This is a genomic window from Klebsiella sp. K5-45, from assembly GCF_030128605.1.
GTDB lineage: Bacteria > Pseudomonadota > Gammaproteobacteria > Enterobacterales > Enterobacteriaceae > Klebsiella > Klebsiella quasipneumoniae.
The window spans coordinates 1-26,194 of the sequence record NZ_JAKUZW010000022.1 but is presented as its reverse complement, the minus strand read 5'-3'; the positions used below and the strand labels follow the sequence as shown (position 1 = coordinate 26,194).

Genomic DNA, 26,194 nt, shown 5'->3' with positions numbered 1-26,194 from the left:
CGACCAGTTGAGCGGATTCGCGTTTAAACTCTGCGCTGAAATTTCTTTTTTTCATTATGACACCTGTGTTGTTCTGAGGTGAGCATATCACCTCTGTTCAGGTGGCCAAATTCAGTAAACCACTTCAGAGGACTTTAAACTGACCTCGTCGTGAGGACAGGGAATACCTGCTGAGGTGGGGTCAGTCCAGTTATAGATGGTATCCATTTTAGAAGCAATAATTATAGCCAGACTCCCAATGGGTGTTAAATATCTTATTGGTGCAATTTATTAACCCTTTGTTCTTAATCTCTCAAATCTTCGCGCGATAATATAGCTGTTTCCCTATGATATATGCACAGTTAGCACGTGTGTTCTCATGGGCTATTGTTGTGCAACTGCCTGCCCCGAGTTGGTGCAATACTTTCCAGGCGCCACTTTTATTTTTATTAGAAATTAATAGTTGACAATGCTCAGAAATAATTACTATAGTGATGCTGACTTCTCCGCAAGAACGCCAACGTTGTCGGCTTGTGGTTATGGCAATAGAGCCCTCGCAATGTCATTTGACTTTGCTGGGCTTTTTTTTTGGCTTTTTTTCAGGTCTATCTATTAACTGAACCAGGGGTACTTATGTCCAGAATAAAATGTCATTACAGCATGCTATCAATCGCAATTGCTACTGTATTTACCGTAACCACTTCAGGAATGGCAACCGCGGCAGAACAACCAATAAAAATTGGTTTACTGGAAGATGCTTCAGGTAATTTTGCTTTACCGGTTATTCCTAAAATTCATGCGACTGAGCTTGCAATAGACGAGATTAATGCCAAAGGCGGAATACTCGGGAGAAAAATTGATTTAATACAATACGATACGCAATCCGACAACACACGTTTTCAACAAATGGCCCGTCGTCTGATTAAAAACGATAAAGTGGATGTGATTTTTGGGGCATTTTCCAGCGCCTCGCGTGAGGCTATCCGGCCGATTATGGATCGTGAAAAACAGCTTTACTGGTATAACAATCAGTATGAAGGTGGCGTGTGTGACTCTAATGTTTTCGTCACTGGTGCGGTTCCTGAACAACAATTTTCTACATTAATTCCATGGATGATGGCGAAGTATGGTAAAAAAGTTTATACCATTGCTGCCGATTATAATTTCGGGCAAATATCGGCTGAATGGGTCCGCAAAATTGTGAAAGAAAATGGTGGTACCATGGTGGGTGAAGAGTTTATCCCACTGAGCGTCTCGCAATTTGGTCAAACGATTCAAAATATCCAGAAAGCCAAGCCCGATTTTGTGATGACATTATTGGTTGGGGCGAACCAATCTTCCTATTATGAGCAACAAGCGGCGGCAAAACTAAATTTACCAATGGCGAGCTCCGTCAACGTTGGCCAGGCTTATGAGCATAAACGCTTTAAAGCCCCGGCGCTGAAAGACATGTATGTCACGACTAATTACATAGAAGAAGTAGACAGCCCGGCCAGTAATGACTTCAAACAACGCTTCCATGCCAAATTCCCGAATGAACCCTACATCAATCAGGAAGCGGCTAATGCTTATGATGCGGTTTATCTTTACAAAGCGGCAGTAGAGAAAGCCGGCACGACTAATATGGATGCTGTTCGTAAATCGCTGGAAAGTGGTGATATCTGTACTGATGGACCGTCCGGAAAAGTATGTATTGATCCCAAAAGTCACCATTTGAGCCATACCATCTATCTGGCCCATGTAAAAGATGATCATTCTATCGAGATACCTAAGGTATGGGAAAATATCAAACCTTACTGGCTAGGAGACGCTGGCTGTAATTTGCCGGTAAAACCGGACCACAGCCAGTACACCCCATCATCACCACCTAAAAAATCGTAAATCAAACCACGTGCCAGGGAAGTGCTCGAGTAACGGGAACTTCCCTGTTATATCCATTTTAAATCGTGTCAATCAGGACACCGGGGATTGCCAACGATGTTAGCGCTTTCTTTTATTTACTCAGTGATTTATCAGTTTGGCGATAACTTCGCTTATCTGGTGCTGGCAGCATTGGGGCTGGCGGTTATCTTCGGCATGATGGGGGTGATAAATCTGGCACACGGTGAATTCATTATGTGCGGTGCCTATGTCACCATACTGATGAACAAATCGGGTTTGCCGCTTCCGTTCGCCATGCTGTGCGGTACATTAGCCGCGGCATTCTTCGGCGGAGTCATCGAGCGTCTCATCGTGCGCCATCTTTATGGGCGTCTGTATGACTCGGTAGTCGCAACCTGGGCTATTAGCCTGATTGTGCAACAAAGCATGTTACTCATCGCCGGTCCATCACTGGAAGGGCTCTCAACACCTTTCGGCTCTTTCACTCTCGGCGAATATTCTTTTGCGACTTACCGTGCACTGCTGCCTTTCTTCGCCATCGCTATATTAATGATGCTCTATTGGCTGTTTTTCCACACCAACTACGGAGTCTGTGCCAGAGCGACTATTCAAAATGCCCGTATGGCCTCCTGCCTGGGGTTAGAAACTGACCGTATTTATACCTTAACTTTCGCGCTGGGTGCTGGATTGGCCGGGCTGGCCGGGGCTATTTATGCCCCGACGTTGACTGCCGTCCCTACCATGGGGAGCAGCTTTATTATCCAGGCCTTTGTTTCGGTCGTCGTGGGCGGCGCAAATGTCTTGGTTGGCACTATTCCTGCCGCAATTGCCCTGGGCGCAATACAGACCGGGTTAAATTCCTGGTATGGGCAACTTGCTGGCCAAATTGGCTTACTGGTCACCGCCGTACTGGTTATTCGCGTACTACCGAATGGTGTTGGCAGCCTGTTTACCCGTAACCGCTAGGAGCTGAATGTGACAACAACCTCTCTTAATTTATCGGCGAATGGTATGAAGAAACACAGACAATCCTCGAGCTGGCTGGCGACATTGTTAATTTTAGCTGGTGCTCTCATGCTACCGTTAGTGGTCGATAGCACCACGATCGGTGACTTTTCCTACTTTCTTCTCTGGACCTTCGGCGCCATCGGATTAGCTGCGATGTGGGGACATGGCGGTATTTTATCTTTCGGCCAAACGGCGTTCTTTGGTCTGGCGGGTTACGCCTATGGTGTGATGACATTAAACTTCGGCGCTGGCGTGCTCTCTACCTGGTCCGGTTTAATTGTCGCATTGCTGCTTGCCGCTGCAGCGGCTGCGGCACTGGGTTACCTGATGTTTTACGGCGGGGTAACCGGTATTTTTGTTGGTATCGTAACCCTGTCCTGCACTCTGGTCCTGGAAACCTTTATGTCACAAACTGCAGGTCCACAATGGGCTATCGGCAGTGCGCGTTTGAATGGTTTCAACGGTATGTCAGGGATGCCCCCCTTGTCCATACCATGGGTTAACGGTGACTTGCCACTGGAAGACAACGGCTTTTATTACCTGATTATCTTGCTGCTCGCGGGTGTTTATTGGGGGGTGAGGACGTTGTTACGCTCCAATTTTGGCCTGACGTTGGCCTCAATTCGTGAAAATCCTCATCGGGCAGAGATGCTCGGCATTGATATCCGCCGTTATCAATTACTGGTGTTTGTGCTGGGAGGTGTACTTTCTGGCCTGTCCGGAGCACTTTATACCCTGTGGGGATCATATATTACCCCGTCATCAATGGGTTTATCCGCCGCTGCAATGCCGGTCATCTGGGTTGCCACCGCTGGGCGGAAAAACATTTTTGGCACGGTGATCATTACGGCCATCCTAGTGTGGCTATCCCAATGGTTAGCTGTTTATGGCAGCGAATATGCCTTGATTCTACTGGGCGCCATCTTGCTGTTAGTGGTATTAGCGGCGCCCAACGGACTTTTATCCTGGCTGGCTGAGAGCATCACCCGCTTGCTCTCCTCACGCCGGAAAAAGGAGGACTCGCTATGAATCAGGTCTCGCAGGAACCGATCCTCAAAACACGGGGATTAAGCAAACACTTCGGTGGTGCTCAAGTTATCAATCAAGTTGATTTACAAATACGTCGTGGCGAAGTGCGATGTGTTATTGGCCCAAATGGTGCCGGTAAAAGTACCTTTTTCAAATTACTCACTGGCGAGCATGTACCCAGTAATGGAGATATCCACTTTTTCAATCAGCGGATAAATACCTTAGCGCCTTTTCAGCGTATTCAAATGGGAATGAGCATTAAGTTTCAAATTCCCGGGATCTTTCCTGAACTGACAGTTGCGCAACATTTGCAATTATCTCTCAGCCATTTACGCCCGGAAGTTCGCTCACAGGCAGTCAGTGTGGATGAGTTATTAGAGCGTTTTAAGCTTACCGCTGAATGTCGTCAACTCGCGGCTAATCTATCCCACGGCAAAAAACAGTGGCTAGAAATTGCTATGGCGGTGTCGCTGCAACCCACGTTACTCATGCTCGATGAGCCAGTCGCAGGCTTGTCAATTGATGAAACCTACCTGACTGGCGAGTTAATTAAGCAAATGCAAAATGACGGTCTGACATTACTGGTGGTGGAGCATGATATGACATTTGTCCGGCAAATTGCTTCACAGGTCACGGTCCTTCATGGAGGGAAAGTTTTTGCAGACGGCAATGCCGGCGAAGTGCTGGCTCGCGAGGATGTAGCAGACATCTATTTGGGGAAAACCGTATGACTAACGTTGTTTTACAAATGCAGGAGCTGGCCGGTGGCTATGGCGGTGGGCAAGTTCTCAATGGCGTAACACTGCAGCTACATGCAGCCGAGGTATTGGGTTTGATTGGCCGCAATGGCGTAGGCAAAACCACATTGATGCGCACATTAATTGGCGTTGTTCCGGCAAAGCAAGGCCAAATTTTATTGGGCGAAATTGATATTACTCAGGCCTCACCGCAGCGCCGCGCTCGTTTAGGCATTGGCTACGTCCCGCAAGGGCGTGAAGTTTTTACCGGGCTGACCGTGTCGGAGAATCTGCAAGTCGGAATGCAATTTGTCCGTGAACATCGCGAATTTGCAAAAGAGATGCTGGATCGGGTACTGGATTACTTCCCCATATTGCGGCAAAGGCTCAAGCAAAAAGCCGGAACTATGAGTGGCGGTGAGCAACAGCAATTGGCGATTGCCAGAGCCCTGGTGGGCTCACCAAAGGTCCTGCTGCTGGATGAACCGTCCGAAGGTGTCCAACCTTCTATCGTCAATATCATTGCCGATACCCTGGTACGCATCGCCCGGGAACTCCATGTGGCCGTGATCCTGGTCGAGCAGGATATTGCGATGATCCAGCGGGCCGCACAGCGCTGTGCGGTAATGGATAAAGGCCTGGTTGTAGAAACGCTGACCCAACAACAGCTCTCTGATGATCTTTTAATGCGTCGTCATCTGGCTCTGTAACTAAACGCTATAAATTACGTGGAGAATAACATATGAAATGGTTGGAAGAATCCATTATGGCCAAACGCGGTGTTGGTGCCGGGCGTAAACCGGTAACGCATCACCTGACGGAAGAAATGCAAAAAGAGTTTCATTACACCATTGGCCCTTATTCCACACCCGTCCTGACCATCGAACCCGGTGACCGGATTATTGTCGACACTCGAGATGCTTTTGAAGGTGCTATCAATTCGGAACAGGATATTCCGAGCCAGTTGCTAAAAATGCCCTTTCTCAACCCACAAAACGGACCGATCATGGTCAATGGCGCGGAGAAAGGTGATGTGCTCGCTGTCTATATCGAATCCATGTTGCCCCGCGGCGTTGATCCCTACGGCATCTGCGCCATGATTCCGCATTTTGGCGGACTGACCGGGACCGACCTGACGGCCATGCTCAATGATCCGCTGCCAGAAAAGGTGCGCATGATTAAACTCGACAGTGAAAAGGTCTACTGGAGCAAACGCCATACGCTTCCCTATAAACCCCATATTGGCACCTTGAGCGTATCGCCAGAAATTGACTCAATCAATTCACTGACGCCAGACAATCACGGCGGGAATATGGATGTGCCGGATATAGGACCAGGGAGTATTACCTATCTGCCGGTACGTGCGCCTGGAGGCCGCCTGTTTATTGGTGATGCCCATGCTTGTCAGGGTGATGGTGAGATTTGCGGGACCGCAGTAGAGTTTGCCTCAATCACCACCATCAAAGTCGATTTGATCAAGAACTGGCAGCTTTCCTGGCCACGAATGGAGAATGCCGAAAATATTATGAGTATTGGCAGTGCACGTCCGCTGGAGGATGCGACGCGAATTGCATATCGCGACTTAATTTACTGGCTGGTAGAAGACTTTGGCTTCGAACAATGGGATGCCTACATGCTTCTGAGTCAATGCGGCAAAGTGCGGCTGGGCAACATGGTCGACCCCAAATACACCGTTGGCGCGATGCTGAACAAAAACCTGTTAGTTTAGTAGGAATAACTAACCGGTGAACATTACCCCGATGTAGATCGGGGTAATGTGTAAGTTCAAACAATCGCTATTTTTAACAGCTAAAGCAGGTGCATATGGGGCCAGATACACCCATCAATATTGGTTTACTTTACTCCTTCAGCGGAGTGACGGCGGCACAAGAGTTGTCACAATGGCGCGGAGCAACCCAGGCTATTGCCGAAATTAATCAAAATGGCGGCATCAACGGCAGACCACTCAATGCAATTCATTTGGATCCGCAATCTGACGATGTACTGTTTCGTGCCATGGCCGAGGAATTAATTACCGAACATGAAGTAAATGTGATTTTTGGCGGCTATACCTCCAGCAGCCGAAAAGCGATGTCACCGATTGTTGAAAAATATCGTCGGTTGCTGTTTTATTCGCAACTGTATGAGGGCTTTGAGTTTTCAGAAAATATTTTCTATGGCGGTGCCGCGCCTAATCAGAATTGTGTACAGCTGGCTGACTACCTCGCGGCTCAGTTTGGGACACGGGTTTATTTGATTGGTTCCCGTTATATTTATCCCTACGAATGTAACCGCAACATGCAGGAATTAATTCTGCAACGGCATGACGGAGCAGTGATTGGTGAGCGTTATCTTGATTTGAATGCGCCCTATGAAGCTTTTCTACCTATTATTGATGAGGTCATGAAAAAGCAGCCAGATTTTATTTTCAGCACTGTTGTCGGGCAGACCGTTCCTTTCCTGTATCAGGCTTATAAGGCTGCAGGTTTAGATCCTGCGCGTATGCCTATTGGTAGCTTAAATACCTCAGAAACTGAGATTGCCATTATGGGCGCGGAGGCCGCAAAGGGGCATTTTACTTCCGCCCCCTATTTTCAAAGTATTAACACCAAGGCAAATCAATCCGCACTCAAACAATTCCGTAAGCAATTCGGACCGGAAATGAGTACGGACATGAATTGGGAGGCCACGTACAGCCAGGTACACCTTTTTGCAAAAGCCATGGCCGAGTGTGGCAGTGATCATATCTACCCGTTATCAATCGCGCTGAGGGGTAGCCAGTTTGATGCTCCCCAGGGGCGTATTCGTATTGATCAGCTTAATCAGCATACCGGGCTATATCCGCGCATTGGTATGGCAAATGAAAATGGGCAATTTACAATTGTCCAGGAGTCTCGCCGTATTGTCGATCCCGATCCCTATATGACCAATCAGATTCAGGGCGATTGGGTAACGAAGCTAACAACTGTGGGGTATCCATATGCGCCCTCACGATAGCAGACTTAGCACAACAGCCATATTACTGAGTCGGGGGATTCGTTGCGTAGTGTTACACCCCGATGATGATGACGGTGCAACACTCACTAATCATTTACGCCGCATGGGATTTAAGGTTCAGGCCTTCTGGCCTATTCCTGAACGACTTCCCGCTGATACGGACCTGATTTTCTATGCATTACAGTCAGATAACCCAGAACCAGACGTGTCGTGGCTTAATCTGAGTAAACATGTCCTTATCGCGGTTATCGCCTATGAAAATCCAACGTTTATCGATCAAACCATCAGCATGGGTGCGGGAGCCACGATAACAACTCCAATTCGCTCTTCAGGCTTACTCTCTGCGATGGTGTTTGCTTTGCACCATGCTCAACAACAACGGCAGATGAGCGATCGAATAGAACGACTGGAGAAAAAAATGCTCGGTATCCGTCAGGTTAGTGAAGCTAAAGCCATCCTGATGAGAATGCACAGCATTGGCGAAGAACAGGCTTATGAGATTCTGCGCCATCAGGCTATGGACAAACGTATTACTGTCGAAGAGATCTCATGTTCGTTAATACAGGCCAATGACATTTTCTCCTGGACTACGCCCGGGGCGCCAGCATCCGGAAAAATGAAGTAAGCCTTACCTGGGCTCCCTGAACATCGCATTTATTAATCGTGAGGATCATCATGCCGATAGCCCCTTATCTTGCAGCCGCAATTCAATTCGAACCCTTAATGTTTGCCAAAGAAGCCAATTTACGTCAATTACTTATATTGGTTGAACAGGCGGCACAGAAAGGTGCACGCTTGATTACAACCCCGGAAATGGCAACAACGGGATACTGTTGGTTTGACCGGCAGGAGATTGCGCCGATGGTAGAAACCGTCCCTGGCGAGAGTACAGCACTTTTTGCTGAGTTAGCGCAACATTATCAATGCTATATCGTTTTGGGAATGCCTGAAATCGACCCCAATACATCGCTGTATTACAACAGCGCCGTATTAATAGGGCCTGAGGGTGTTATCGGTTGCCATCGTAAAACCCACCCCTATATTTCAGAACCCAAATGGGCTGCGGCGGGCGATTCTGGACATCAAGTCTTCGATACTCCGCTAGGACGCATTGGTATGCTGGTTTGCATGGATATTCACTTCCCGGAAACAGCCCGCTTGCTGGCCCTGGACGGCGTTGACGTCATTTGTCACATCAGCAACTGGTTGGCAGAACGCACCCCCGCGCCCTACTGGATTAGCCGGGCAATGGAAAACGGTTGTTATCTGCTGGAGAGTAACCGCTGGGGACTAGAACGCGGAGTTCAGTTTAGCGGCGGTAGTTGTATTATTGAGCCTGATGGCAACATTGCCGCAGTGGTCGATAACGGTAATGGGATAGCGTATGCCGAAATAGATATCAACCGTAGCCGCCAGCGCCAGGTATTAGGGGAGCCGGTTTTTTATCAACGCCGTCCTGATTATTATCACTTACTATTAAGCGACAGTTTTTTATGGAACCCGCAGGATTTCTTTGGGCTGTATGGACATCAGCCACTCCCCCCAGGCAAGCAGAGCCGTATCACCGTGGCGCAGTTATCTCCCGGTGAGCAAGTTGAAGATAATCTGGCGGCGATAATCGCCATGACAAAAGAAGCTGTTTTGGAGCAAGGTAGCGAGCTGATCGTCTTCCCTGAATTAGCCTTGACAGGTCATTACGATAATGCGGCTCATGCTCAAACGTTAGAAAGCCCGGCAGTGCAGACGCTGGCTCGCCTGGCTATACAGCTAAGAGTCTACCTTGTGGTCGGAATGGCAGAAAAGCAACATGATAAAAACTACATTGCACAGATGCTGTTTGGGCCAGAAGGGATAATCGGCAGTTACAGGCAAATCCATCTTTCGCAGGAAAGCCAAAAATGGGCCAGCGCGGGAGAACACTGGCGAGTGTTTGATACCGCGCTTGGCAGAATTGGATTGTTGTCAGGTCACGATGCCCTGTTTCCCGAATCAGCACGAATTCTCGCTTTAATGGGATGCGATATTATTGCGTGTTCTGCTGCGCTTTCGGCAGGATTTACCGCCGCCCACGCGGGCAGCTCTGTGACACAGAATTTCCCTATCCCAACAGGGGCCGATCCGCTGCATTGGCACTTATTCAGAACCCGTGCGGGAGAAAACAATCTTTATCTGGTTTTTGCTAATGCACTTGATGGTATAGATGGGGCAGGAGGATTTAGCGGAATTTTCGGGCCAGAAACCTTCACTTTTCCACGGCAAGAACGGCTGCTTTGGCAGGAAACGCTGGTCACAACACAAATCGTCGACACACGCTCTCTTGCTGACAGCCCTTATCCAACCAATGTGGTACGGCGTAAAGATCTGGTTGCCATGCGCCAACCCCATCACTATAAACCGCTGCTGTATTAAGCCTTTTCGTTACAACCCGGGTTAATAATTGCGCCCTTCATCACTGATGAGAAGCAATGAAAAAAACCCAGACTATTAACTAAAGTAAGCGTGCAGCGAGAACCGTATTGACGGGGATGTGTTATTCAGTTGGCAGTGCTACGCGCCAGGGGAGTAGTTCGCTGACCCGGTTTATCGGCCAGTCAGCAATGACGTCAAGGACATAACGGAGGTAGCTTTCTGGCTCCACTCCGTTCAGTTTGCATGTCCCGATCAGGCTGTACAGCAGCGCTCCCCGCTCTCCTCCATGATCCGAACCGAAGAACAGGTAGTTTTTGCGGCCCAGGCTGACCATCCGTAGCGCATTCTCAGCTATGTTGTTATCTGCCTCGGCCCAGCCGTCGTCAGTATAGTAAGCCAGCTCCGGCCACTGGTTCAGTACGTACGTGAACGCTTTCGCCAGTTCTGAGTGTCGCGACAGCGTTTTCACCTTTTCACGCAGCCAGCTTTCCAGGGATTTCAGCCGCGGTTTAGCTTTTTGCTGACGTTCTGCAAGGCGTCGCTTCGCCGGCATCCCCCTTATTTCCGCCTCGATGGCATATAACTCACCGATCCGTTTCAGGGCTTCCTCCGTCAGCGCTGACGGGGTGCGAACGTGCACATCGTGGATCTTGCGGCGGGCATGAGCCCAGCAGGCAGCTTCCGTTATCTGTCCATTGCGGTACAGTTCGTTGAACCCGGCGTACGCATCCGCCTGCAGAACACCGCTGAAGCCGGCGAGATGGCTCTGCGGGTGGATACCTTTTCAGTCCGGGCTGTAAGCGAACCACACTGCCGGCGCCAGCTCTGACCCGGCGTTACGGTCGTCACGAACGTACGTCCACAACCGCCCGGTCTTCGTTTTCTTATTACCTGGCAACAGCACCGGGACAGGCGTGTCATCAGCATGGAGCTTACCGTCAGTCAGCACATAGTCCTGAAGCGCCCCTTCCAGCGGTGACAGTAGCCGGCAACACGCATCCACCCAGCCCGACAGCAGTGAGCGGCTCAGCTCCACACCCTGGCGGCCGTATATTTCAGACTGGCGGTACAGCGGGGTGTGCTCTGCATACTTTGAACTCAGCACGCGGGCCAGCAGCCCCGGTCCTGCGATACCCCGCTCGATGGGCCGTGAAGGCGCGGGGGCCTGCACGATGGCATCGCACTGAGTACAGGCATGCTTTTCACGTACTGTCCGGATAACCCGGAAAGCGCTGCGCATCAGCTCCAGCTGTTCGGCGGCATCTTCACCCAGGTAACTCAGCGCACCACCACACTCCGGGCAGCAGGAACCCGCTGGCCGCAGGCGTTTTTCATCGCGGGGGAGTGATTCGGGGAACGGTTTGCGGGTGCGGGTCTGACGCAGAGTGCGCTGTACTGCCGGGTCATCCACCCGACCGGTCAGCGTATCGCTCTCTTTCTGAAGCCGGTTCAGATCGGCTTCCATTTGTGCGATACGGCGGGAGACTTTTTCGGAACGGCTGCCGAAGTTCATCCGGCGAAGTTTATCCAGCTGCGCCTGCAGATGGTCTATTTCGCGCTCCCGGTCTGCCAGCTTTTCCAGAAGGGCACGGTTCAGCGCCTCCTGTTCGGCAAGGAGACGTTTCAGTTCATCGATATCGTCAGGAAGTAAGCTGTTCATACCGGGTATATTACCAGGCTCATTCAGCGTCGACCAGGATAAAGAGGCCTACAACATAGTCAGTGACGTAAGCAGTCTTTTAGGCTGCCGCCAGTCGATACCTTCAAGGAGCATCGCCAGCTGTGCCGGTGTGAGGAACACGTTGCCATCCCGGGCTGACGGCCAGGCGAAGCGGCCGCGCTCCAGCCGTTTGGTCAGCAGACACAGTCCATCGCCGGTAGACCAGAGGAGCTTTACCTGACTGCCATTACGCCCACGGAAGATAAAAACGTGACCTGACATCGGATCGTCTTTCAGCGTCGTCTGCACCTTTGCCGCCAGGCCGTTGAAGCCGTTTCTCATATCGGTGATGCCAGCGACCAGCCAGATCTTTGTCCCTGATGGTAATGGGATCAACGTTTGAGCTCCCGTATCAGCAGGTTCAGGATATTTTCGCTGATGGCACCATTCAGACGGAGTGATCCGTGCCGGAACGTCACTTCACAGCTGATATTGAGTGATTCAGGTGCCGCAGCAGCTACAGGTTGTGACCGGGGGGAGGTTGCAGGGACAACATCTTCGGCATCAAGTGTTATCGGGAGCAGCTCAGGCACGTTGTTTTCTGTTGTTGAAGGAGGACGTAGTTTTCCTTCGCGCCAGTACTGGCGCCACTTGAACAGCAAATTATCGTTGATCCCATGCTCACGAGCGAGTTGCGCTACGAAGATCTCTGGTCGATGCGAGAGTTCAACCATTTTGATTTTGAACTCAACGGGATAATTAGGGCTTTTTTTACGCACTGCGGTTAATGATTTCATGGATAGCGTCCACCATATTTGGTGTCCACTATCCTCTCAGAAATATCAGGATCTGCCAGACGGTGCTGAGACGACGCTTACTAATAAAGCCTGTAATCAACCAGTAAAATCATCTATTCGGCTATCGCTTTATGATAATCTAGCCAGCGGTATTTATCCAACTGAGACTGTCGCAAGCACTAAGTGGTAATGGTGCCAACTTACTGATTTAGTGTATGATGGTGTTTTTGAGGTGCTCCAGTGGCTTCTGTTTCTATCAGCTGTCCCTCCTGTTCAGCTACTGAAGGCGTGGTGCGTAACGGTAAAAGTACTGCCGGACATCAGCGCTATCTCTGCTCTCACTGCCGTAAAACATGGCAGCTACAGTTCACTTACACCGCTTCTCAACCCGGTACGCATCAGAAAATCATTGATATGGCCATGAATGGCGTCGGATGTCGCGCCAGTGCACGCATTATGGGCGTTGGCCTCAACACGATTTTACGACACTTAAAAAACTCAGGCCGCAGTCGGTAAACTCACGCATACAACCGGGCAGTGACGTCATTGTTTGCGCGGAAATGGACGAACAGTGGGGTTACGTCGGCGCTAAATCACGCCAGCGCTGGCTGTTTTACGCGTATGACAGGATACGGAGGACGGTTGTGGCGCACGTCTTCGGTGAACGCACGTTGGCCACGCTGGAGCGTCTTCTGGGCCTGCTGTCGGCCTTTGAGGTCGTGGTATGGATGACGGATGGCTGGCCACTTTATGAATCACGCCTGAAGGGAGAACTGCACGTTATCAGCAAGCGATATACGCAGCGCATTGAGCGGCATAACCTGAATCTGAGGCAACATCTGGCAAGGCTGGGCAGGAAGTCACTGTCGTTCTCAAAATCGGTGGAGCTGCATGACAAAATCATCGGGCATTATCTGAACATAAAACACTATCAGTAAGTTGGAGTCATTACCGCCAGAGCTCAGGTAAATTACCGGCTGCGCGCCAGCGCAGCCAGAATAGTGCGTTCAGAAATATTCAGGTAGGTTTCAAGGGTGGCAGCGGCGTTACCGTTTTCACCCGCTTTCAGCAACAAAATTATCCCCGCGTTTTTCTCCACATAGGGTGAATGCAGCATCTCTTTATCTGCCAGTTGACCAAAGGCCAGGCGTAATTCGGCTGAAATATGCTGGTAAAGCCGCATCAGACGCTCACTGTCTGAAAGTGCGACAATGGCTGCATGGAATTGCATATTCGCGGTGCCAACCTCCCCCCAGTTTTCCTCCCGCAAAGCGCGACGCGCCTCGTTAACAGCACGCTCCATCATGGTAATCGCCGGGTGGTATGGGTAAGCATTACGCAATGCATCACATTCAATCAACCGCCGGATGCGGTAAATATCTATGATATCGGCATCTGTGGGTACCGCCACACACACGCCCCGGTTTGGCTGGTAACGCAACAGCCCTTCCTGGGTAAGCAAACGAAAAACTTCACGCAACGTGTTACGGGAAATATCCAACTGGCTGGTTAATTCCCTTTCCGAGAGGCGGGCACCAGGCAGTAACTCTCCAGCAATAATTTTCTGACGTAATGCCTGAGCAATCATTTCACTCAGTACAGGCTCTGCAGGTTCTCTCATCTGCCTCTCACTAACGGGGGACAAGCGGCAATATTCCCATAATCCAGAAGAAGCAGCAACTTATCCTCACCCCTTCCCGGCATTATTGCTGGCATAGCCGCGAACAACGCACCAGGCCGGTGCATGCAGTGCGTCATTGCTGTGCACAGTTGTTCTTGCGTGTTATCTCACTCTTTTAAAACCATGCATTAACAAATATTTTACATTCGTATTTTTTCCACTACGATCAATATTGTTCATCAATTTATCTATAATTGATGAACAATGAAATAACTTTAACCCAACAATGGAATGGTTTTTGCTTAACAACATGACATCCCCCCGACTGGAGTGCATGCAATGGCAGTTGATAACATCAATCAGCATAAAAGCTTTGTTCAAAACCGGCGTTCATCTCTTCTCGCCGCCATTTTTCTGATGGCGACTTCCGCCATTGGCCCGGGTTTTATTACTCAAACCGCCACCTTCACCGCCACCCTGGGTGTCGCATTCGCGTTCGGTATTCTGGCTTCTATCCTGATTGACTTTGTCGTACAGCAAAATATCTGGCGCGTGGTAACCCTGACACAAATGAATGCAGCAGAGGTAGCAAACCGGGCAATACCGGGCAGTGGCTACCTGTTGGCTGTGTTGGTTATCTTTGGCGGACTGGTGTTCAACATTGGCAACATCGCGGGCGCCGGTTTAGGGCTGAATGCCTTGTTTGGCTTGAGCCCTAAACTGGGTGGGCTTATCAGCGCAGCTGTTGCGATTTATATTTTTGCTTCACGCCGTGCTGGTGTAGCGCTTGACCGCATGCTTATTGCGCTGGGGGTTGTCATGATAGTGCTGACACTCTACGTGGCACTGGTTTCACACCCACCATTGGGCATGGCACTGCGTGAAACCGTGTTCCCCAGCAATATTAACTTTGCGGCAATCACCACTATTGTTGGCGGTACTGTCGGGGGTTACATCAGTTATGCGGGTGCTCACCGCCTGCTCGATAAGGGCATCAGCGGCAAAGAACACATCAAAGAAGTTTCTTCGGCGGCCAACCGCGGGATTATTGTGGTCGGCATCATGCGTTATGTGCTGTTTCTGGCTATTTTTGGCGTGGTTGCCAGTGGTGTCACCATTGATCTCTCCAGCCACAATGCAAACCCGGCTTCTCAGGCATTCCTGGCCGCAGCCGGTAATGTGGGCCTGCGTATTTTCGGTATTGTATTGTGGGCCGCAGCACTTTCTAGCGTGGTAGGCGCCGCATGGACATCCGTTTCTTTTATTTCCGTTTTCCGCCCGGGGATTACTGAGCGCCAGCGCAATATCGCCACTCTGATATTTATTGCATTCACTCTGGTTGTGTATCTGTGCCTGGGTACAGCCCCCGCAGCTCTGCTGGTGTTTGCTGGCGGGTTCAATGGCCTGGTGCTTCCCCTGGGGTTAACTTTATTCCTTTGGGTTGGCTGGCGCCGGGCAGACCTGATGGACGGTTACCGTTACCCACGCTGGTTGCTCTGGCTGGGGATGATAACCTGCATCATGACCTGGTATATGGCCATCATGTCGGTTTCCACTATTTTTAATTTCCTGAAAATTGCATAAGGCTGCCTATGAACACCATTGATATTAACAGCGATCTTGGCGAAAGCTTTGGTCAGTGGCATATGGGTGAGGACGCACGCATGCTGACTGTAGTGAGTAGCGCAAACATTGCCTGTGGGTTCCATGCCGGTGACCCGGCCGGGATGCGGGCCACACTCAAAGCCGCCGCAGCCAACCAGGTGTGTTGTGGCGCTCATGTGGGTTACCCGGATATACAGGGCTTTGGCCGCCGGGAAATGAATATGGCAGATGACGACCTGACTGCTAGCGTAATTTACCAAATTGGCGCACTGGCGGGCCTCGCCCGTGCGGCGGGCACCAGAGTGAGTTATGTCAAACCCCATGGGGCGTTATACAACACAATTGCACACGACAGGCGCCAGGGCATGGCAGTCATTAATGCGATTAAAGACTATAACGCCAGTTTACCACTAGTGGTGCTTGCCGGTTCTCCTCTTGCACAGCTTGCTCGCGAGCAGGGGTTGCAGGTTGTGGCTGAAGCCTTTGCCGACCGGGCCTACCATCAGGACGGTACGCTAGTTTCACGCCGGGAAGCCGGTGCTGTGTTGCACGATACACAGGCCATTGCCAGCCGTATGGTGCAACTGGTGCGCGAAGGCGGTGTAGTGTCAGTTGAAAGTGTGTTCACGCCCATCTCTGCCCAAAGTATCTGCGTGCATGGTGATTCCCCTGGTGCCGTCGAGATGGCAATCAAAGTGCGGGCTGCACTGGAGCAGGAAGGTATCCAAATTGCGCCTTTTTGCCCGGGAGAACAGCAATGAACATTAATTACCCTGCAACACCACAAGCACTGGAAGAGGCGGCACAGGCTCGCCTGCGTATTCGTAAGGGTTACGACAAACCCACCGCCGGGATGGCGCCAGGCATGACCCAAGTGAATATGATAGCCCTGCCACGCGACTGGGCATTTGATTTTCTGCTCTACGCGCAGCGCAACCCACAAAGTTGCCCGGTGCTTGATGTCCTCGAAGCCGGGCAATGCCACACTATGCTGGCAGCTGGAGGCCGTGTGGATACGGACATACCGCGTTACCGGGTATGGCGTGATGGTGAACTGGCTAAAGAAGTGACCGATGCCCGGGAAATCTGGCAAAGCCACCCGGACCTGGTCACTTTTTTGATTGGCTGCAGCTTCACATTCGAAACACCACTGATGCAGGCAGGCATTGATGTCCGCCATATCAGCGAAGATTGCAATGTGCCGATGTACCGAACCAATCGCCCCTGCCGTGAAGCTGGCAGGCTGAAAGGCGAACTGGTGGTCTCCATGCGGCCGGTTCCGGCTCATCAGGTTGCTGATGCCGTCACTATTACTGCCCGTTACCCGGCCGTCCATGGCGCACCGGTACATATTGGTGAACCGCAGGCGCTGGGTATTCAGGACATCAACAAACCAGACTTTGGCGACCCGGTGACACTCCGCCCTGGAGAAATACCAGTGTTCTGGGCCTGTGGCGTTACCCCACAGGCAGCAGTGATGGCATCACGGGTGCCATTTGCTGTAAGCCATGCCCCTGGCCACATGTTTATCACCGATATTCCGAACGCCGCCTGGCAACAATAATAAGGATGTAATGTGCGATTTTTACCTTGCAGCCTGTCCAGTTTTTTAGTGGAGCTGGGCACTCTTGATGACACGCTGGCTTTGTTCGCCGCCTTGCAGGCTGCGCCATTGTCAGGAGTGGAAGAGATCATTCCTGCAGCCCGTACCCTGCTTATCCATTTTGACCCAACTCTCACCCAGTGCCACCAGTTATCTGCTGCCATTCGCCAGCTCGACGGACAGATGCAAGCTCAGCGCACAGGTAAAGTAGTCACCATCCCCGTTCAGTATACTGGTGATGATTTGGCCGAGATGGCGGAATACCTCGGGTTGAGTGTTGAGGCGCTCATTCAGCGCCACACCGGCTCTTTGTGGCAGGTGGCCTTTTGTGGTTTTGCGCCAGGTTTCGCTTACCTTGTTTCTCGTGAAGCCGGTATCCAGGTTCCCCGCCGCGCAAGCCCCCGCACCCGTATTCCGGCGGGTTCTGTTGGGCTTGCCGGAGAATTCAGCGGTATTTACCCCCACGCAAGTCCCGGTGGCTGGCAAATAATTGGCCGCACCACAGAAACACTGTTTGCCCTGGACAGGCAGCCGCCCGCGTTATTGCAACCCGGCATGCAAGTGCAGTTTGTCGATGTCACGCGCGCCCCGGTCTGTGTGCCGGTGGTAAAACCACATCCCCTCCAACAATCAGCTTCCGGTAGCGCAGTGATGTCAGTGATATCACCAGGTTTACAAACCCTGTTTCAGGATGCCGGGCGCGCAGGGCAGTCAAGCATGGGGATATCCCCTTCGGGTGCACTTGACCAGGCCGCTTGGCGGCGCGCCAACTGGCTGGTTGGCAACCCTGGTCACCTGCCCGCACTGGAAATTACTGCCGGTGGGTTCAGAGCCCGTATTTGTGCCCCAATGGTCGTTGCGCTAACAGGCGCGCCCTGCCCGGTCATGGTCACCCGTGCAGACGGCGCACATTTTACCGCCAGCACAGAAGCGCCACTGGCACTCGAAGCAGGCGACCAGTTACGACTGGGAGCGCCAGCACGCGGCGTGCGCAGTTACCTGGCACGCCGTGGCGGCTGGGCCGTTACACCACAACTGGGCAGTGCCTCACGCGACACGCTGGCACAAGTTGGCCCGGAACCGTTACAGGCTGGGGTTAAATTGTATGCAGGCACCACGCCGCCATACAGTGCGGTACAGCCTGCTGTCATCGGCCTGCCTTCATTACCGGCACCCGGCGAGACCATCACGCTGGATATCATCCCAGGGCCACGCTGCGACTGGTTCAACGACGAAGCGCTGGACCGGCTCACCAGCCAGTGCTGGCAAGTCACGCCACAATCTAACCGCATTGGCCTGCGGTTACAGGGCGAGTTACCGCTTACACGCAGTGACAACCGCGAATTACCCAGTGAAGGAACTTGCATTGGTGCCATCCAGGTTCCGGCGAACGGGCAACCGGTTCTGTTTCTGGCCGACCACCCGTTAACCGGTGGTTACCCGGTGATTGGTGCTGTCGCCCACTACCATCTTGATATTGCGGGCCAACTCCCGCCCAACTGCCAGATTCGCTTTCGGGCCATTCACCCTTTTACTGTTTTTGAGGAGTATAAATAATGAGCGCTGTTGCTACCGTTCCCCCACACAAAGTGCTCGTCGCGAACCGGGGCGAAATTGCGGTTCGCATTATCCGGGCCTGCCATGAATACGGTTTTGCCAGTGTCGCGGTCTATGCTGACCCGGACGTCGACAGCCTGCATTGCCGCCTGGCTGGTGAAGCCTGGGCATTACCCGGGTCCAGCCCGGCAGAGACTTACCTGAATATCGAACAACTGATCGACGTTGCCCGCCGCAGTGAAGCCACAATGGTGCACCCAGGTTACGGCTTTTTGTCTGAGCGGGCTGAATTCGCCCGTGCCGTGGAAGCCGCCGGGCTTATCTGGATTGGCCCACGCCCGGAAACCATCGAGCAATTGGGTGATAAAGTCCAGGCGCGGAAAATTGCCATGGCAGTTGGTGCACCGCTGGTTAAAGGTACGCCAGACCCGGTTTCTTGCGCGGAGGACGTTATCCGCTTTGCCGATGAACACGGCCTGCCCGTTGCTATCAAGGCTGCCTTTGGTGGTGGTGGGCGCGGGTTGAAAGTGGCGTGGTTTCGGGAGGAAATCGCCACACTTTACCAGTCAGCCGTCAGTGAAGCGCTGACAGCCTTCGGGCGCGGGGAGTGTTATGTTGAACAGTATCTCGACCGCCCGCGCCATATTGAAGCGCAGGTTATCGCCGACGAGCAGGGCCACGTAGTCGTGGTGGGTACCCGCGACTGCTCTCTGCAACGCCGCAACCAAAAACTGGTAGAAGAAGCCCCGGCGCCTTTTCTCAGTGCTGAAATCGAAGCACAAATTGCCAGTGCCGCGCAGTCCATTTGCCAGCGTGCCGGTTACCGCAGCGCAGGCACGGTAGAGTTTTTGCTGGGTGCCAATGGTGTGTTGTCGTTTCTTGAAGTCAATACCCGTTTGCAGGTTGAACACCCAATAACTGAAGAAACCAGCGGTCTGGATCTGGTCAAAGAACAGCTACGCGTTGCCCATGGATTACCACTGAGTATTACCACACCACCAGTGCCGCGTGGCCACGCCATTGAACTGCGGATTAATGCAGAAGACCCGGCGAAAGGTTTTCTCCCGGTGCCGGGTACGATTACCCGCTTTGATCTGCCAGGAGGACCAGGGGTACGCGTGGACAGTGGTGTCACCCATGGAGACACTATTTCTGGCTTCTATGATTCACTGATGGCGAAACTGGTCATTTGGGCACCAGACCGCGACCAGGCGCTGGCGCGTGCGCGCCAGGCAGTCAAAGCCTTTCGCATCGAAGGAGTGGCATCAGTGCTGCCTTTCCATGAAGCGGTACTCCATTCCCCGGATTTTACTAAAAGCTTTAGTGTTCATACGCGCTGGATTGAGACTGATTTTTCTGCTGAGCTTGCTGAACAGGTACGCCCTTTACCCCCAGGTAACTCCCCGCTACAACGTTGCTGGATTGAAATTGATGGGCGGCGCCATCAACTGGCTCTCCCGGCCAGTTTCCAGGCTGCCTCCGGTAGTGCTGTTCCGGCAAGTCTGGCTGAAACACCCCAGGCATTACAGGTTGCCGGTGCAGTAACTGCGCCCATCTCCGGCATTGTGCAGCGCTGGCTTAAAACATCCGGCGAAACCGTCAGTGAAGGCGAGACTCTAGCAGTAATGGAAGCAATGAAGATGGAAGTACCGGTACTTGCTGCCCGCAACGGAGTGCTGTCAATCCAGATTGCTGCAGGAGAAAGCTGCCAGCAGGATGGTGTGTTGGGTAAGGTTACGCCCTGACCCAGGCGTTAACAGTTTATGGTTACAGCCACGCATTTGCGCCCTTCACGGCAAAAGTGCGTGGTAGCACGCATTACTGGTACGTTGCCTGTCGTTGTAATAGAGGTGTACGTCTATGAAAAAATTCTGCAGGCAATATCAGATATCAATAGCGTCATGTTCGAAAAAGATTTTTAAAGTCACTTTTCCTGATTGTATTTCTTTAAAAATTTAATGAAGGTAAAGTTATTTAGCCAATTGCTGTGCCACCAGAATAATTTATTATTACTTACAAACGATCTGAACCATCAGCAATTTTACAGACTCAACTATGCCTGTAGAAATATCTTTGTATCGGTATTATTTTAAGGGATAAATTATGACACTCACTGCATATTACCAGTTAAGGAACACAAAGTCCTCAGGTCTTGGTTTCGAATTGCGGTAATGACTCCAACTTACTGATAGTGTTTTATGTTCAGATAATGCCCGATGACTTTGTCATGCAGCTCCACCGATTTTGAGAACGACAGTGACTTCCTGCCCAGCCTTGACAGATGCTGCCTCAGATTCAGGTTATGCCGCTCAATGCGCTGCGTATATCGCTTGCTGATAACGTGCAGTTCTCCCTTCAGGCGTGATTCATAAAGCGGCCAGCCATCCGTCATCCATACCACGACCTCAAAGGCCGACAGCAGGCCCAGAAGACGCTCCAGCGTGGCCAACGTGCGTTCACCGAAGACGTGCGCCACAACCGTCCTCCGTATCCTGTCATACGCGTAAAACAGCCAGCGCTGGCGTGATTTAGCGCCGACGTAACCCCACTGTTCGTCCATTTCCGCGCAAACAATGACGTCACTGCCCGGTTGTATGCGTGAGTTTACCGACTGCGGCCTGAGTTTTTTAAGTGTCGTAAAATCGTGTTGAGGCCAACGCCCATAATACGTGCACTGGCGCGACATCCGACGCCATTCATGGCCATATCAATGGTTTTCTGATGCGTACCGGGTTGAGAAGCGGTGTAAGTGAACTGTAGCTGCCATGTTTTACGGCAGTGAGAGCAGAGATAGCGCTGATGTCCGGCAGTACTTTTACCGTTACGCACCACGCCTTCAGTAGCTGAACAGGAGGGACAGCTGATAGAAACAGAAGCCACTGGAGCACCTCAAAAACACCATCATACACTAAATCAGTAAGTTGGTACCATTACCTGATTTTGAGTTGCCAAAAAGAGCGCTCCTATTCAGTACAAAAAAGATGGTAATGTTTCATAAAATCTCTTAGACCTTGCAGGAATGGTTTTGAAATGAATGGATCTTGTTTGTGTGGAACAATTGAATTTGAACTTACTCATAAACCAGCAGTGTTTTATCGTTGTCATTGCTCGCTTTGCAGAAAGCAGAGCGGTGTGGGTTACAATCTCGCCACACTAGTCAAAGACAGTGAGTTTCGCTGGATTAAAGGGGAAAACTGCATTGCTTCATGGTCTAAGCCAACGGGGTACCGTACAGATTTTTGCAATGTATGTGGCTCAACTGTGCCTAACAGTCTGCGAGACGTACCTTATGTCTGGGTTCCTGTTGGTTTAATTGACGAACGTCTTGAAATGGAATGTGCAGGAGACTTCTGCACTGATGATGCAATGCCCTGGGATGAAACCCGCTCACTTAGTTGTCACGCTGGACCTGTCGAGTCGCTAGCCTCGCTTTTAAAGTACCTGAAACTCAATTCCTGAGCGTCAGCATTTGGCACAATTACAGCATCGGGAAACTTCTGGATGCCGCGTCAGCGGCATGGAGGCGCCAGATGAGGTTACATGTGTCTGTGGAGTCAAATGGCGCCGAAAGCCCGGCGTAGCCGGTTACCTGGCTATAAACTCTGCCACCCTACCCCCTGCCCTGATTAGCTTTAACCCGCTAACAGCAATGAAGAAGTCAAAGTAATCCCTTTTAACCCCGGTGAGCGGGCTTTACGGCGTTTACGACGTAAAGGGCGTGATTTCCGGGGCCTTAGCGGCGGCAGCTTGCTGCTGACGCTTAGGGGGATGTTCATAAAAAATTTCAGCGACACCAGGGAACTTAACACGGTAGCTGTTAAGCCATACCCATTTAATACGGTATAGATGCTTCTGTACGCGGTCGGAGTGGACCCGACAAGGCGACAGCCGCAGTCGGGGCGTATCTCCGCGTTAGCGGGCCGCAGGGCCGCTTACGAGCGTGTACCAGACAACTGACCGCAGCTCCCCTTACAGCGATGAAGAAGAATAGTTACAACACCCATTATTAAAAGCGACACTACTCCCGGCCTTCGGCCGGGGGCGGCGGCGCTTTTCAGTGGTGGGGAGGGGCACATGGCCGGCAAACCGGCGCCGGTTTTGTGATGTACTTCCTTATGAATGCTGTAACTAATGTATTCTCCGGTCAGGGCCCGTCGCGAAGCGATGGGAGCTCTCTCAGGTGTTGCCGAACCGGCGCGACCGTCAGGTCGCTGCAAGGGCGGGCATTCTCCGCAGCCTGTCCACAGGGCAGGCGATGAACAGGTTATGTGTTTACAGGATTTATTAAAGGATCTTTAAAAGAGATACAGAGCTGGTGTTTAAAAGGAACCACGCGCCCTGAAAGCCCGACGGCATGTGCTTTGTGCGTGTCACGGTTGTAGCCTAATGAAATACTCCCTTGCAGTTATATGTGGATAACAGAAATCGGCCGTCAGAAGTGACGCCGGCGATAACATTTAAGGCCTCGTTGACGCCAGGAAGACCGGAATTATGGTGAGGAATGCAGGCCTGAAGATAAGATAATACGTAGTAGCCGGCCAACAGGCGTGCGAAAGCCTCCGGCGCCGGCCGGATTTTTTAAGGAAGGAATGTTATAGGGGGACAGTGGCCAGTCGCGTGTAGTTGTTCCCGCGCGACAGCAGCATGCGCTCCTGCACACGGCGCTCAACCTCACGCTTCAGCGCTTCTTTATCGCCCATGAAGCGGCCGGTGGCGTATTCGCGGGTCAGTTGCTGACGCGCGCGCGTCTCGATGTCATGACGCTGCCGTGATGCATCCCGCCGTGCAGTATCCCGCTTACGGCCGTGAGATTTACGCTCAGCCTGATAGCTGCGAAAACGCTCACGCACAAACCGCCACGCTTTTGCGATCAGTTCGTCCATCTCCAGGGGTTTCAGTTTCTGCTTTTTGCGCTGCAGGTTTTCCCACTCCACACGGCTGCGGCGCGCGGCCACCACAGCCACCTCAGAAACGTCAAGCGCGGAAAACAGAGCCGGGGTGAAGGTGATATCGGTCGGGATGTTACAGCCGATCTGCGGGTCATATTCAGTCTGATAGGTGATGAGCCCCAGCTCGGCCAGAAACTTCAGCGCCCGGGTGGCACGGCTGACTGACAGGTTGCCGCTCCTGGACTCGGTGGCCAGTCCACACTCGATGGCCATATTGGTAATCGAGCGCTGCACGCGATTGGCCAGCGGATCATAGTGAAAACACATTGCCTGCAGTAGCGCGTCAATTGCACGCCGGCGCAACAGGGGTGGCATCCTGTGCCGCTTACCCAGCGAACGCAAAAACGCCACATGAATGGAAAAATCAAAACGGGACGTGAAGCCTTCGGCTTTCGCCATCAGCTTACGGCAGAACGGCAGGGTCTTTTTCCCTTCACGCGGCGTGAATACCGGATTCGGGTTTTTAACCTGTGAATAGTGGTTTTGAAGGATATCAGTCACCGCTTCCTGCGCTTATGTTGCACGGAAGGAGCGAATGACACAGAAACTGATCTTGAAGTTTTCTGAGCATGTACATATACTCCCCGCATAGAGCAACACGTTCTATGCAGTTTATGAAGGCCCCGTTAATCTTTTCCTTCCGCCAAGATTGAAGAAGATTATCGGGGTTTTTGCTTTTCTGGTCCCGGGTAGATACCTCATCAGAACCAGTTCCCTGCCACCTTAGGGCGTGGCACACCCAAAATTATTCAGACCATCAACAATCTAGCACTCAATAAAAACATGATCAAGAATGTGAAGTCTTTACATCTATAAGACCACGTTCTGTAAGCTCTCGCTCGAGGAGTTTCTCGATAAACTGGGCTTGTGTCAGACCTTCTTCCTCACAAACCGCTATCATCACGTCCTTTAGTGGGTTTTTAACAAAAACCTTAACTTCTTTATGAGTTTCGCGTTTCCGCGCAATTGCAGCAAGCTGCCTCTCACTGGCAGACATTGGCTTACCTTTCCGGTATGCACGTTTTGCATTCGTAGAGGAAGTGGTTTTATCTGCTGAACGTGACATTTATCGCTCTCCTGACACCTCAGAAATGTCTTCGGAACGGAGGATACTACAGAACTCTCAGATCCTGCAAATCAATAACTTACTTTCAATTTGCAAGAGATCCTTTCTAAAATTGTAATTTGTATTGGCGTACAAATTTCAACTGAATGAGATGGCTATGTCCTCTTTTAAGAGAGTGGGAGAGTAGCCCCATCCTGAACTAAAAGTGAGTACCTTCAGGGGCAAGGCTTAAGAGATAAGATACGAGCGACGGGCGGACCAGGCGCTTTAGCATGGACGTAAGTAAACCGTATTGATGCTCGTTTTATGTCTGAGGAGCATTAATAAGCCCGTTTCCAGTCCGTACCCTGCGACCAGCGAGTCAACCAGTGCTGCAGATAGCGTTGAGCAACGACTGGATCATCCCATACGACAAGCACGTTCTCTGAATTGACCCGATCAGCGGCGCGGGTGTAGTTAAAAGACCCGACTTCAATATTGCGGCCGTCGGCAATGATGACTTTGTCGTGCATGATTTTGTACTGCGACACTGTGCGAACCGGGATGCCGGCATTGACCAGAAGATTCATGGCCGCCAGGCTCGCCTGGTTTTGCTTGCCAGTATTGGCTTTCCAGTCCAGAACCACTTTCACATCGACACCACGCCGCTTTGCCCTGACAAGCGCACCGGCGACTTCAGGCGAGGTAAAGGAATACCCCATCAGTCGGATTTCCTGCTGCGCAGAATCAATAGTCTTCAGGACCAACTGCAGAGCCGTTCCTTCCGGAGAATATCCCGTCTCGATGCTGGCGGCATACACGGCCGGAACAGGTGCACACAAAGCCAGGCTGATAAGTCCCGACAGACAACATTTGTGGAGTGTACGGTTCATTTTTTTCACAGTATTTCCTTAACGGGTGTTTAAGAAACGCCGGGAGCGGGGGAAACTGGCTTTTCCCCCGCTCCCGGCGTTGGACAACGACGCCATGCGGAGGCGTCAGGATTTTGTGGTATGCCGAAACCAGTAGCAGACGGGTCCGTCGCCGGTATCGTGGACAGAGCCCAGAAGCCATCCATCATGGGGTCAGTTTGGAGACAGGAAAAAATAATGGATATCTAGTAATTATTCTTCAAATCCAGAGTTAAAAATGTGCGGATTCATCACCTGAACCCGCACATCCAATCACGATTTTTAAAACCTGGCTTACCGTTAGCAGCTCGCCATTCCTTTACGGTTTTAACAATTCCTTTCGCCGAAGAATCTTCGCCTACCTTAGGCTTGAAGATGAGGTTCCAACCAGCAGGATGCTCTGTTA

Annotated in this window: 25 protein-coding genes and 2 pseudogenes; 16 read left to right on the top strand and 11 right to left on the bottom strand. The window is 51.5% G+C overall.

All coding sequences use genetic code 11. The annotated features are described in order from the left end of the window. Nucleotides 1–639 precede the first annotated feature (639 nt). The 9 genes from MKS11_RS26060 (at nt 640) to MKS11_RS26020 (ending at nt 10,040) form a co-directional block, all read left to right on the top strand. Complete coding sequence (locus MKS11_RS26060) at nt 640–1,860, top strand: urea ABC transporter substrate-binding protein (protein ID WP_071359863.1); 1,221 nt, start codon at nt 640–642, stop codon at nt 1,858–1,860. Nucleotides 1,861–1,956: 96 nt separating this feature from the next. Next, nucleotides 1,957–2,826 carry an ABC transporter permease subunit gene (locus tag MKS11_RS26055; protein WP_023328873.1) on the top strand — a complete coding sequence of 290 codons (870 nt, stop codon included), beginning with the start codon at nt 1,957–1,959 and terminating at the stop codon, nt 2,824–2,826. 9 nt (nt 2,827–2,835) lie between these two features. After that, complete coding sequence (locus MKS11_RS26050; protein WP_032738457.1) at nt 2,836–3,897, top strand: ABC transporter permease subunit; 1,062 nt, start codon at nt 2,836–2,838, stop codon at nt 3,895–3,897. Further along, nucleotides 3,894–4,628, top strand: coding sequence for an ABC transporter ATP-binding protein (locus tag MKS11_RS26045; protein ID WP_023328875.1), 735 nt, complete (start codon nt 3,894–3,896; stop codon nt 4,626–4,628). The genes MKS11_RS26050 and MKS11_RS26045 overlap by 4 nt, the downstream gene beginning before the upstream one ends. Continuing rightward, nucleotides 4,625–5,344, top strand: coding sequence for an ABC transporter ATP-binding protein (locus tag MKS11_RS26040; RefSeq protein ID WP_023328876.1), 720 nt, complete (start codon nt 4,625–4,627; stop codon nt 5,342–5,344). The genes MKS11_RS26045 and MKS11_RS26040 overlap by 4 nt, the downstream gene beginning before the upstream one ends. A 32-nt stretch (nt 5,345–5,376) precedes the next feature. Next, nucleotides 5,377–6,363, top strand: a complete 987-nt coding sequence (locus tag MKS11_RS26035; RefSeq protein WP_023328877.1) for an acetamidase/formamidase family protein — start codon at nt 5,377–5,379, stop codon at nt 6,361–6,363. A gap of 95 nt (nt 6,364–6,458) precedes the next feature. Further along, nucleotides 6,459–7,631 (top strand): transporter substrate-binding domain-containing protein, encoded by a 1,173-nt coding sequence (locus tag MKS11_RS26030; RefSeq protein WP_104458221.1) that lies wholly within the window; start codon nt 6,459–6,461, stop codon nt 7,629–7,631. Continuing rightward, nucleotides 7,615–8,256, top strand: a complete 642-nt coding sequence (locus tag MKS11_RS26025) for an ANTAR domain-containing response regulator (protein ID WP_032430981.1) — start codon at nt 7,615–7,617, stop codon at nt 8,254–8,256. The genes MKS11_RS26030 and MKS11_RS26025 overlap by 17 nt, the downstream gene beginning before the upstream one ends. A 50-nt stretch (nt 8,257–8,306) precedes the next feature. Then, on the top strand, nt 8,307–10,040 hold the full coding sequence (locus MKS11_RS26020; protein WP_032738458.1) for a nitrilase-related carbon-nitrogen hydrolase: 1,734 nt from the start codon (nt 8,307–8,309) through the stop codon (nt 10,038–10,040). A gap of 121 nt (nt 10,041–10,161) precedes the next feature. Here the strand turns inward: MKS11_RS26020 and tnpC are convergent. The 3 genes and pseudogenes from tnpC to tnpA all read right to left on the bottom strand — a co-directional run bounded on the left by tnpC (nt 10,162) and on the right by tnpA (nt 12,497). Continuing rightward, nucleotides 10,162–11,700: pseudogene (tnpC, locus tag MKS11_RS26015) on the bottom strand (IS66 family transposase). A gap of 48 nt (nt 11,701–11,748) precedes the next feature. Continuing rightward, entirely contained in the window at nt 11,749–12,096 is a 348-nt protein-coding gene (gene tnpB / locus MKS11_RS26010) for an IS66 family insertion sequence element accessory protein TnpB (protein ID WP_044715322.1), read from the bottom strand. After that, nucleotides 12,093–12,497: an IS66-like element accessory protein TnpA gene (gene tnpA, locus MKS11_RS26005; RefSeq protein ID WP_071359866.1), complete on the bottom strand. Its 405-nt coding sequence runs from the start codon at nt 12,495–12,497 to the stop codon at nt 12,093–12,095. The genes tnpB and tnpA overlap by 4 nt, the downstream gene beginning before the upstream one ends. 240 nt (nt 12,498–12,737) lie before the next feature. Between tnpA and MKS11_RS26000 the strand changes: the two genes are divergently transcribed. Next, nucleotides 12,738–13,435, top strand: a protein-coding gene (locus MKS11_RS26000; RefSeq protein WP_259271199.1) for an IS1 family transposase whose coding sequence is annotated in 2 segments (ribosomal slippage) — nt 12,738–12,987 and nt 12,987–13,435 — 699 coding nt in all. Because the reading frame shifts where the segments join, the coding sequence is not laid out codon by codon here. Between the two features lie 32 nt (nt 13,436–13,467). Here MKS11_RS26000 and MKS11_RS25995 read toward each other — a convergent pair. Next, entirely contained in the window at nt 13,468–14,118 is a 651-nt protein-coding gene (locus MKS11_RS25995; RefSeq protein ID WP_004181705.1) for a GntR family transcriptional regulator, read from the bottom strand. A gap of 339 nt (nt 14,119–14,457) precedes the next feature. Between MKS11_RS25995 and MKS11_RS25990 the strand changes: the two genes are divergently transcribed. Genes MKS11_RS25990 through MKS11_RS25970 form a run of 5 tightly spaced genes read left to right on the top strand, consistent with a single transcriptional unit; the run spans nt 14,458 to nt 20,628 of the window. Then, nucleotides 14,458–15,702, top strand: a complete 1,245-nt coding sequence (locus tag MKS11_RS25990) for an NRAMP family divalent metal transporter (RefSeq protein WP_065884162.1) — start codon at nt 14,458–14,460, stop codon at nt 15,700–15,702. An 8-nt stretch (nt 15,703–15,710) separates the two neighbouring features. Beyond that, nucleotides 15,711–16,484: a LamB/YcsF family protein gene (locus MKS11_RS25985; RefSeq protein ID WP_087744684.1), complete on the top strand. Its 774-nt coding sequence runs from the start codon at nt 15,711–15,713 to the stop codon at nt 16,482–16,484. Continuing rightward, nucleotides 16,481–17,287 (top strand): putative hydro-lyase, encoded by an 807-nt coding sequence (locus tag MKS11_RS25980; protein ID WP_004187003.1) that lies wholly within the window; start codon nt 16,481–16,483, stop codon nt 17,285–17,287. The genes MKS11_RS25985 and MKS11_RS25980 overlap by 4 nt, the downstream gene beginning before the upstream one ends. Before the next feature lie 12 nt (nt 17,288–17,299). Beyond that, a complete protein-coding gene (locus MKS11_RS25975; protein WP_284109764.1) occupies nt 17,300–18,883 on the top strand; it encodes an urea amidolyase family protein in 1,584 nt (527 codons plus the stop codon). Beyond that, nucleotides 18,883–20,628, top strand: a complete 1,746-nt coding sequence (locus tag MKS11_RS25970) for a biotin carboxylase N-terminal domain-containing protein (protein ID WP_004187005.1) — start codon at nt 18,883–18,885, stop codon at nt 20,626–20,628. Before MKS11_RS25975 ends, MKS11_RS25970 begins: the two co-directional genes overlap by 1 nt. Nucleotides 20,629–21,065: 437 nt before the next feature. Here MKS11_RS25970 and MKS11_RS25965 read toward each other — a convergent pair. After that, a protein-coding gene (locus tag MKS11_RS25965; RefSeq protein ID WP_230514780.1) for an IS1 family transposase occupies nt 21,066–21,763 on the bottom strand; the annotation gives its coding sequence in 2 pieces (ribosomal slippage) (nt 21,066–21,514 and nt 21,514–21,763; 699 coding nt in all). A gap of 150 nt (nt 21,764–21,913) precedes the next feature. On the opposite strand from MKS11_RS25965, the gene MKS11_RS25960 reads away from it, so the two are divergent. Then, nucleotides 21,914–22,342, top strand: a complete 429-nt coding sequence (locus tag MKS11_RS25960; protein ID WP_071885288.1) for a GFA family protein — start codon at nt 21,914–21,916, stop codon at nt 22,340–22,342. Nucleotides 22,343–23,475: 1,133 nt separating this feature from the next. Here MKS11_RS25960 and repA read toward each other — a convergent pair. The 6 genes and pseudogenes from repA to MKS11_RS25930 all read right to left on the bottom strand — a co-directional run. After that, entirely contained in the window at nt 23,476–24,333 is an 858-nt protein-coding gene (repA, locus tag MKS11_RS25955) for an incFII family plasmid replication initiator RepA (protein WP_104458709.1), read from the bottom strand. Beyond that, entirely contained in the window at nt 24,326–24,403 is a 78-nt protein-coding gene (gene tap, locus MKS11_RS25950; protein ID WP_004171457.1) for a RepA leader peptide Tap, read from the bottom strand. Before tap ends, repA begins: the two co-directional genes overlap by 8 nt. A 216-nt stretch (nt 24,404–24,619) precedes the next feature. Then, nucleotides 24,620–24,898, bottom strand: a complete 279-nt coding sequence (locus MKS11_RS25945; RefSeq protein ID WP_004199332.1) for a replication regulatory protein RepA — start codon at nt 24,896–24,898, stop codon at nt 24,620–24,622. 320 nt (nt 24,899–25,218) lie between these two features. Further along, entirely contained in the window at nt 25,219–25,770 is a 552-nt protein-coding gene (locus MKS11_RS25940; RefSeq protein WP_004152294.1) for a phospholipase D family protein, read from the bottom strand. Between the two features lie 105 nt (nt 25,771–25,875). Further along, nucleotides 25,876–25,956 (bottom strand): annotated as a pseudogene (locus MKS11_RS25935) (hypothetical protein); the annotation flags it as partial. A gap of 83 nt (nt 25,957–26,039) precedes the next feature. Further along, nucleotides 26,040–26,194 (bottom strand): bacteriocin immunity protein (locus MKS11_RS25930; RefSeq protein ID WP_142670129.1); only part of this gene is annotated, 155 nt, incomplete at its 5' end.

What these genes read in the sequence shown, in the direction of transcription:
- tap (WP_004171457.1), bottom strand. Translation starts at nt 24,403, where the DNA reads ATGCTCAGAAAACTTCAAGATCAGTTTCTGTGTCATTCGCTCCTTCCG.
- MKS11_RS26020 (WP_032738458.1), top strand. Translation starts at nt 8,307, where the DNA reads ATGCCGATAGCCCCTTATCTTGCAGCCGCAATTCAATTCGAACCCTTA.
- MKS11_RS25980 (WP_004187003.1), top strand. Translation starts at nt 16,481, where the DNA reads ATGAACATTAATTACCCTGCAACACCACAAGCACTGGAAGAGGCGGCA.
- MKS11_RS26045 (WP_023328875.1), top strand. Translation starts at nt 3,894, where the DNA reads ATGAATCAGGTCTCGCAGGAACCGATCCTCAAAACACGGGGATTAAGC.
- MKS11_RS25990 (WP_065884162.1), top strand. Translation starts at nt 14,458, where the DNA reads ATGGCAGTTGATAACATCAATCAGCATAAAAGCTTTGTTCAAAACCGG.
- MKS11_RS25985 (WP_087744684.1), top strand. Translation starts at nt 15,711, where the DNA reads ATGAACACCATTGATATTAACAGCGATCTTGGCGAAAGCTTTGGTCAG.
- tnpA (WP_071359866.1), bottom strand. Translation starts at nt 12,497, where the DNA reads ATGAAATCATTAACCGCAGTGCGTAAAAAAAGCCCTAATTATCCCGTT.
- MKS11_RS26025 (WP_032430981.1), top strand. Translation starts at nt 7,615, where the DNA reads ATGCGCCCTCACGATAGCAGACTTAGCACAACAGCCATATTACTGAGT.
- MKS11_RS25970 (WP_004187005.1), top strand. Translation starts at nt 18,883, where the DNA reads ATGAGCGCTGTTGCTACCGTTCCCCCACACAAAGTGCTCGTCGCGAAC.
- MKS11_RS26055 (WP_023328873.1), top strand. Translation starts at nt 1,957, where the DNA reads ATGTTAGCGCTTTCTTTTATTTACTCAGTGATTTATCAGTTTGGCGAT.
- MKS11_RS26040 (WP_023328876.1), top strand. Translation starts at nt 4,625, where the DNA reads ATGACTAACGTTGTTTTACAAATGCAGGAGCTGGCCGGTGGCTATGGC.
- MKS11_RS26030 (WP_104458221.1), top strand. Translation starts at nt 6,459, where the DNA reads ATGGGGCCAGATACACCCATCAATATTGGTTTACTTTACTCCTTCAGC.
- MKS11_RS25945 (WP_004199332.1), bottom strand. Translation starts at nt 24,898, where the DNA reads ATGTCACGTTCAGCAGATAAAACCACTTCCTCTACGAATGCAAAACGT.
- MKS11_RS25940 (WP_004152294.1), bottom strand. Translation starts at nt 25,770, where the DNA reads ATGAACCGTACACTCCACAAATGTTGTCTGTCGGGACTTATCAGCCTG.
- MKS11_RS26060 (WP_071359863.1), top strand. Translation starts at nt 640, where the DNA reads ATGCTATCAATCGCAATTGCTACTGTATTTACCGTAACCACTTCAGGA.
- MKS11_RS25995 (WP_004181705.1), bottom strand. Translation starts at nt 14,118, where the DNA reads ATGAGAGAACCTGCAGAGCCTGTACTGAGTGAAATGATTGCTCAGGCA.
- MKS11_RS25960 (WP_071885288.1), top strand. Translation starts at nt 21,914, where the DNA reads ATGAATGGATCTTGTTTGTGTGGAACAATTGAATTTGAACTTACTCAT.
- MKS11_RS26035 (WP_023328877.1), top strand. Translation starts at nt 5,377, where the DNA reads ATGAAATGGTTGGAAGAATCCATTATGGCCAAACGCGGTGTTGGTGCC.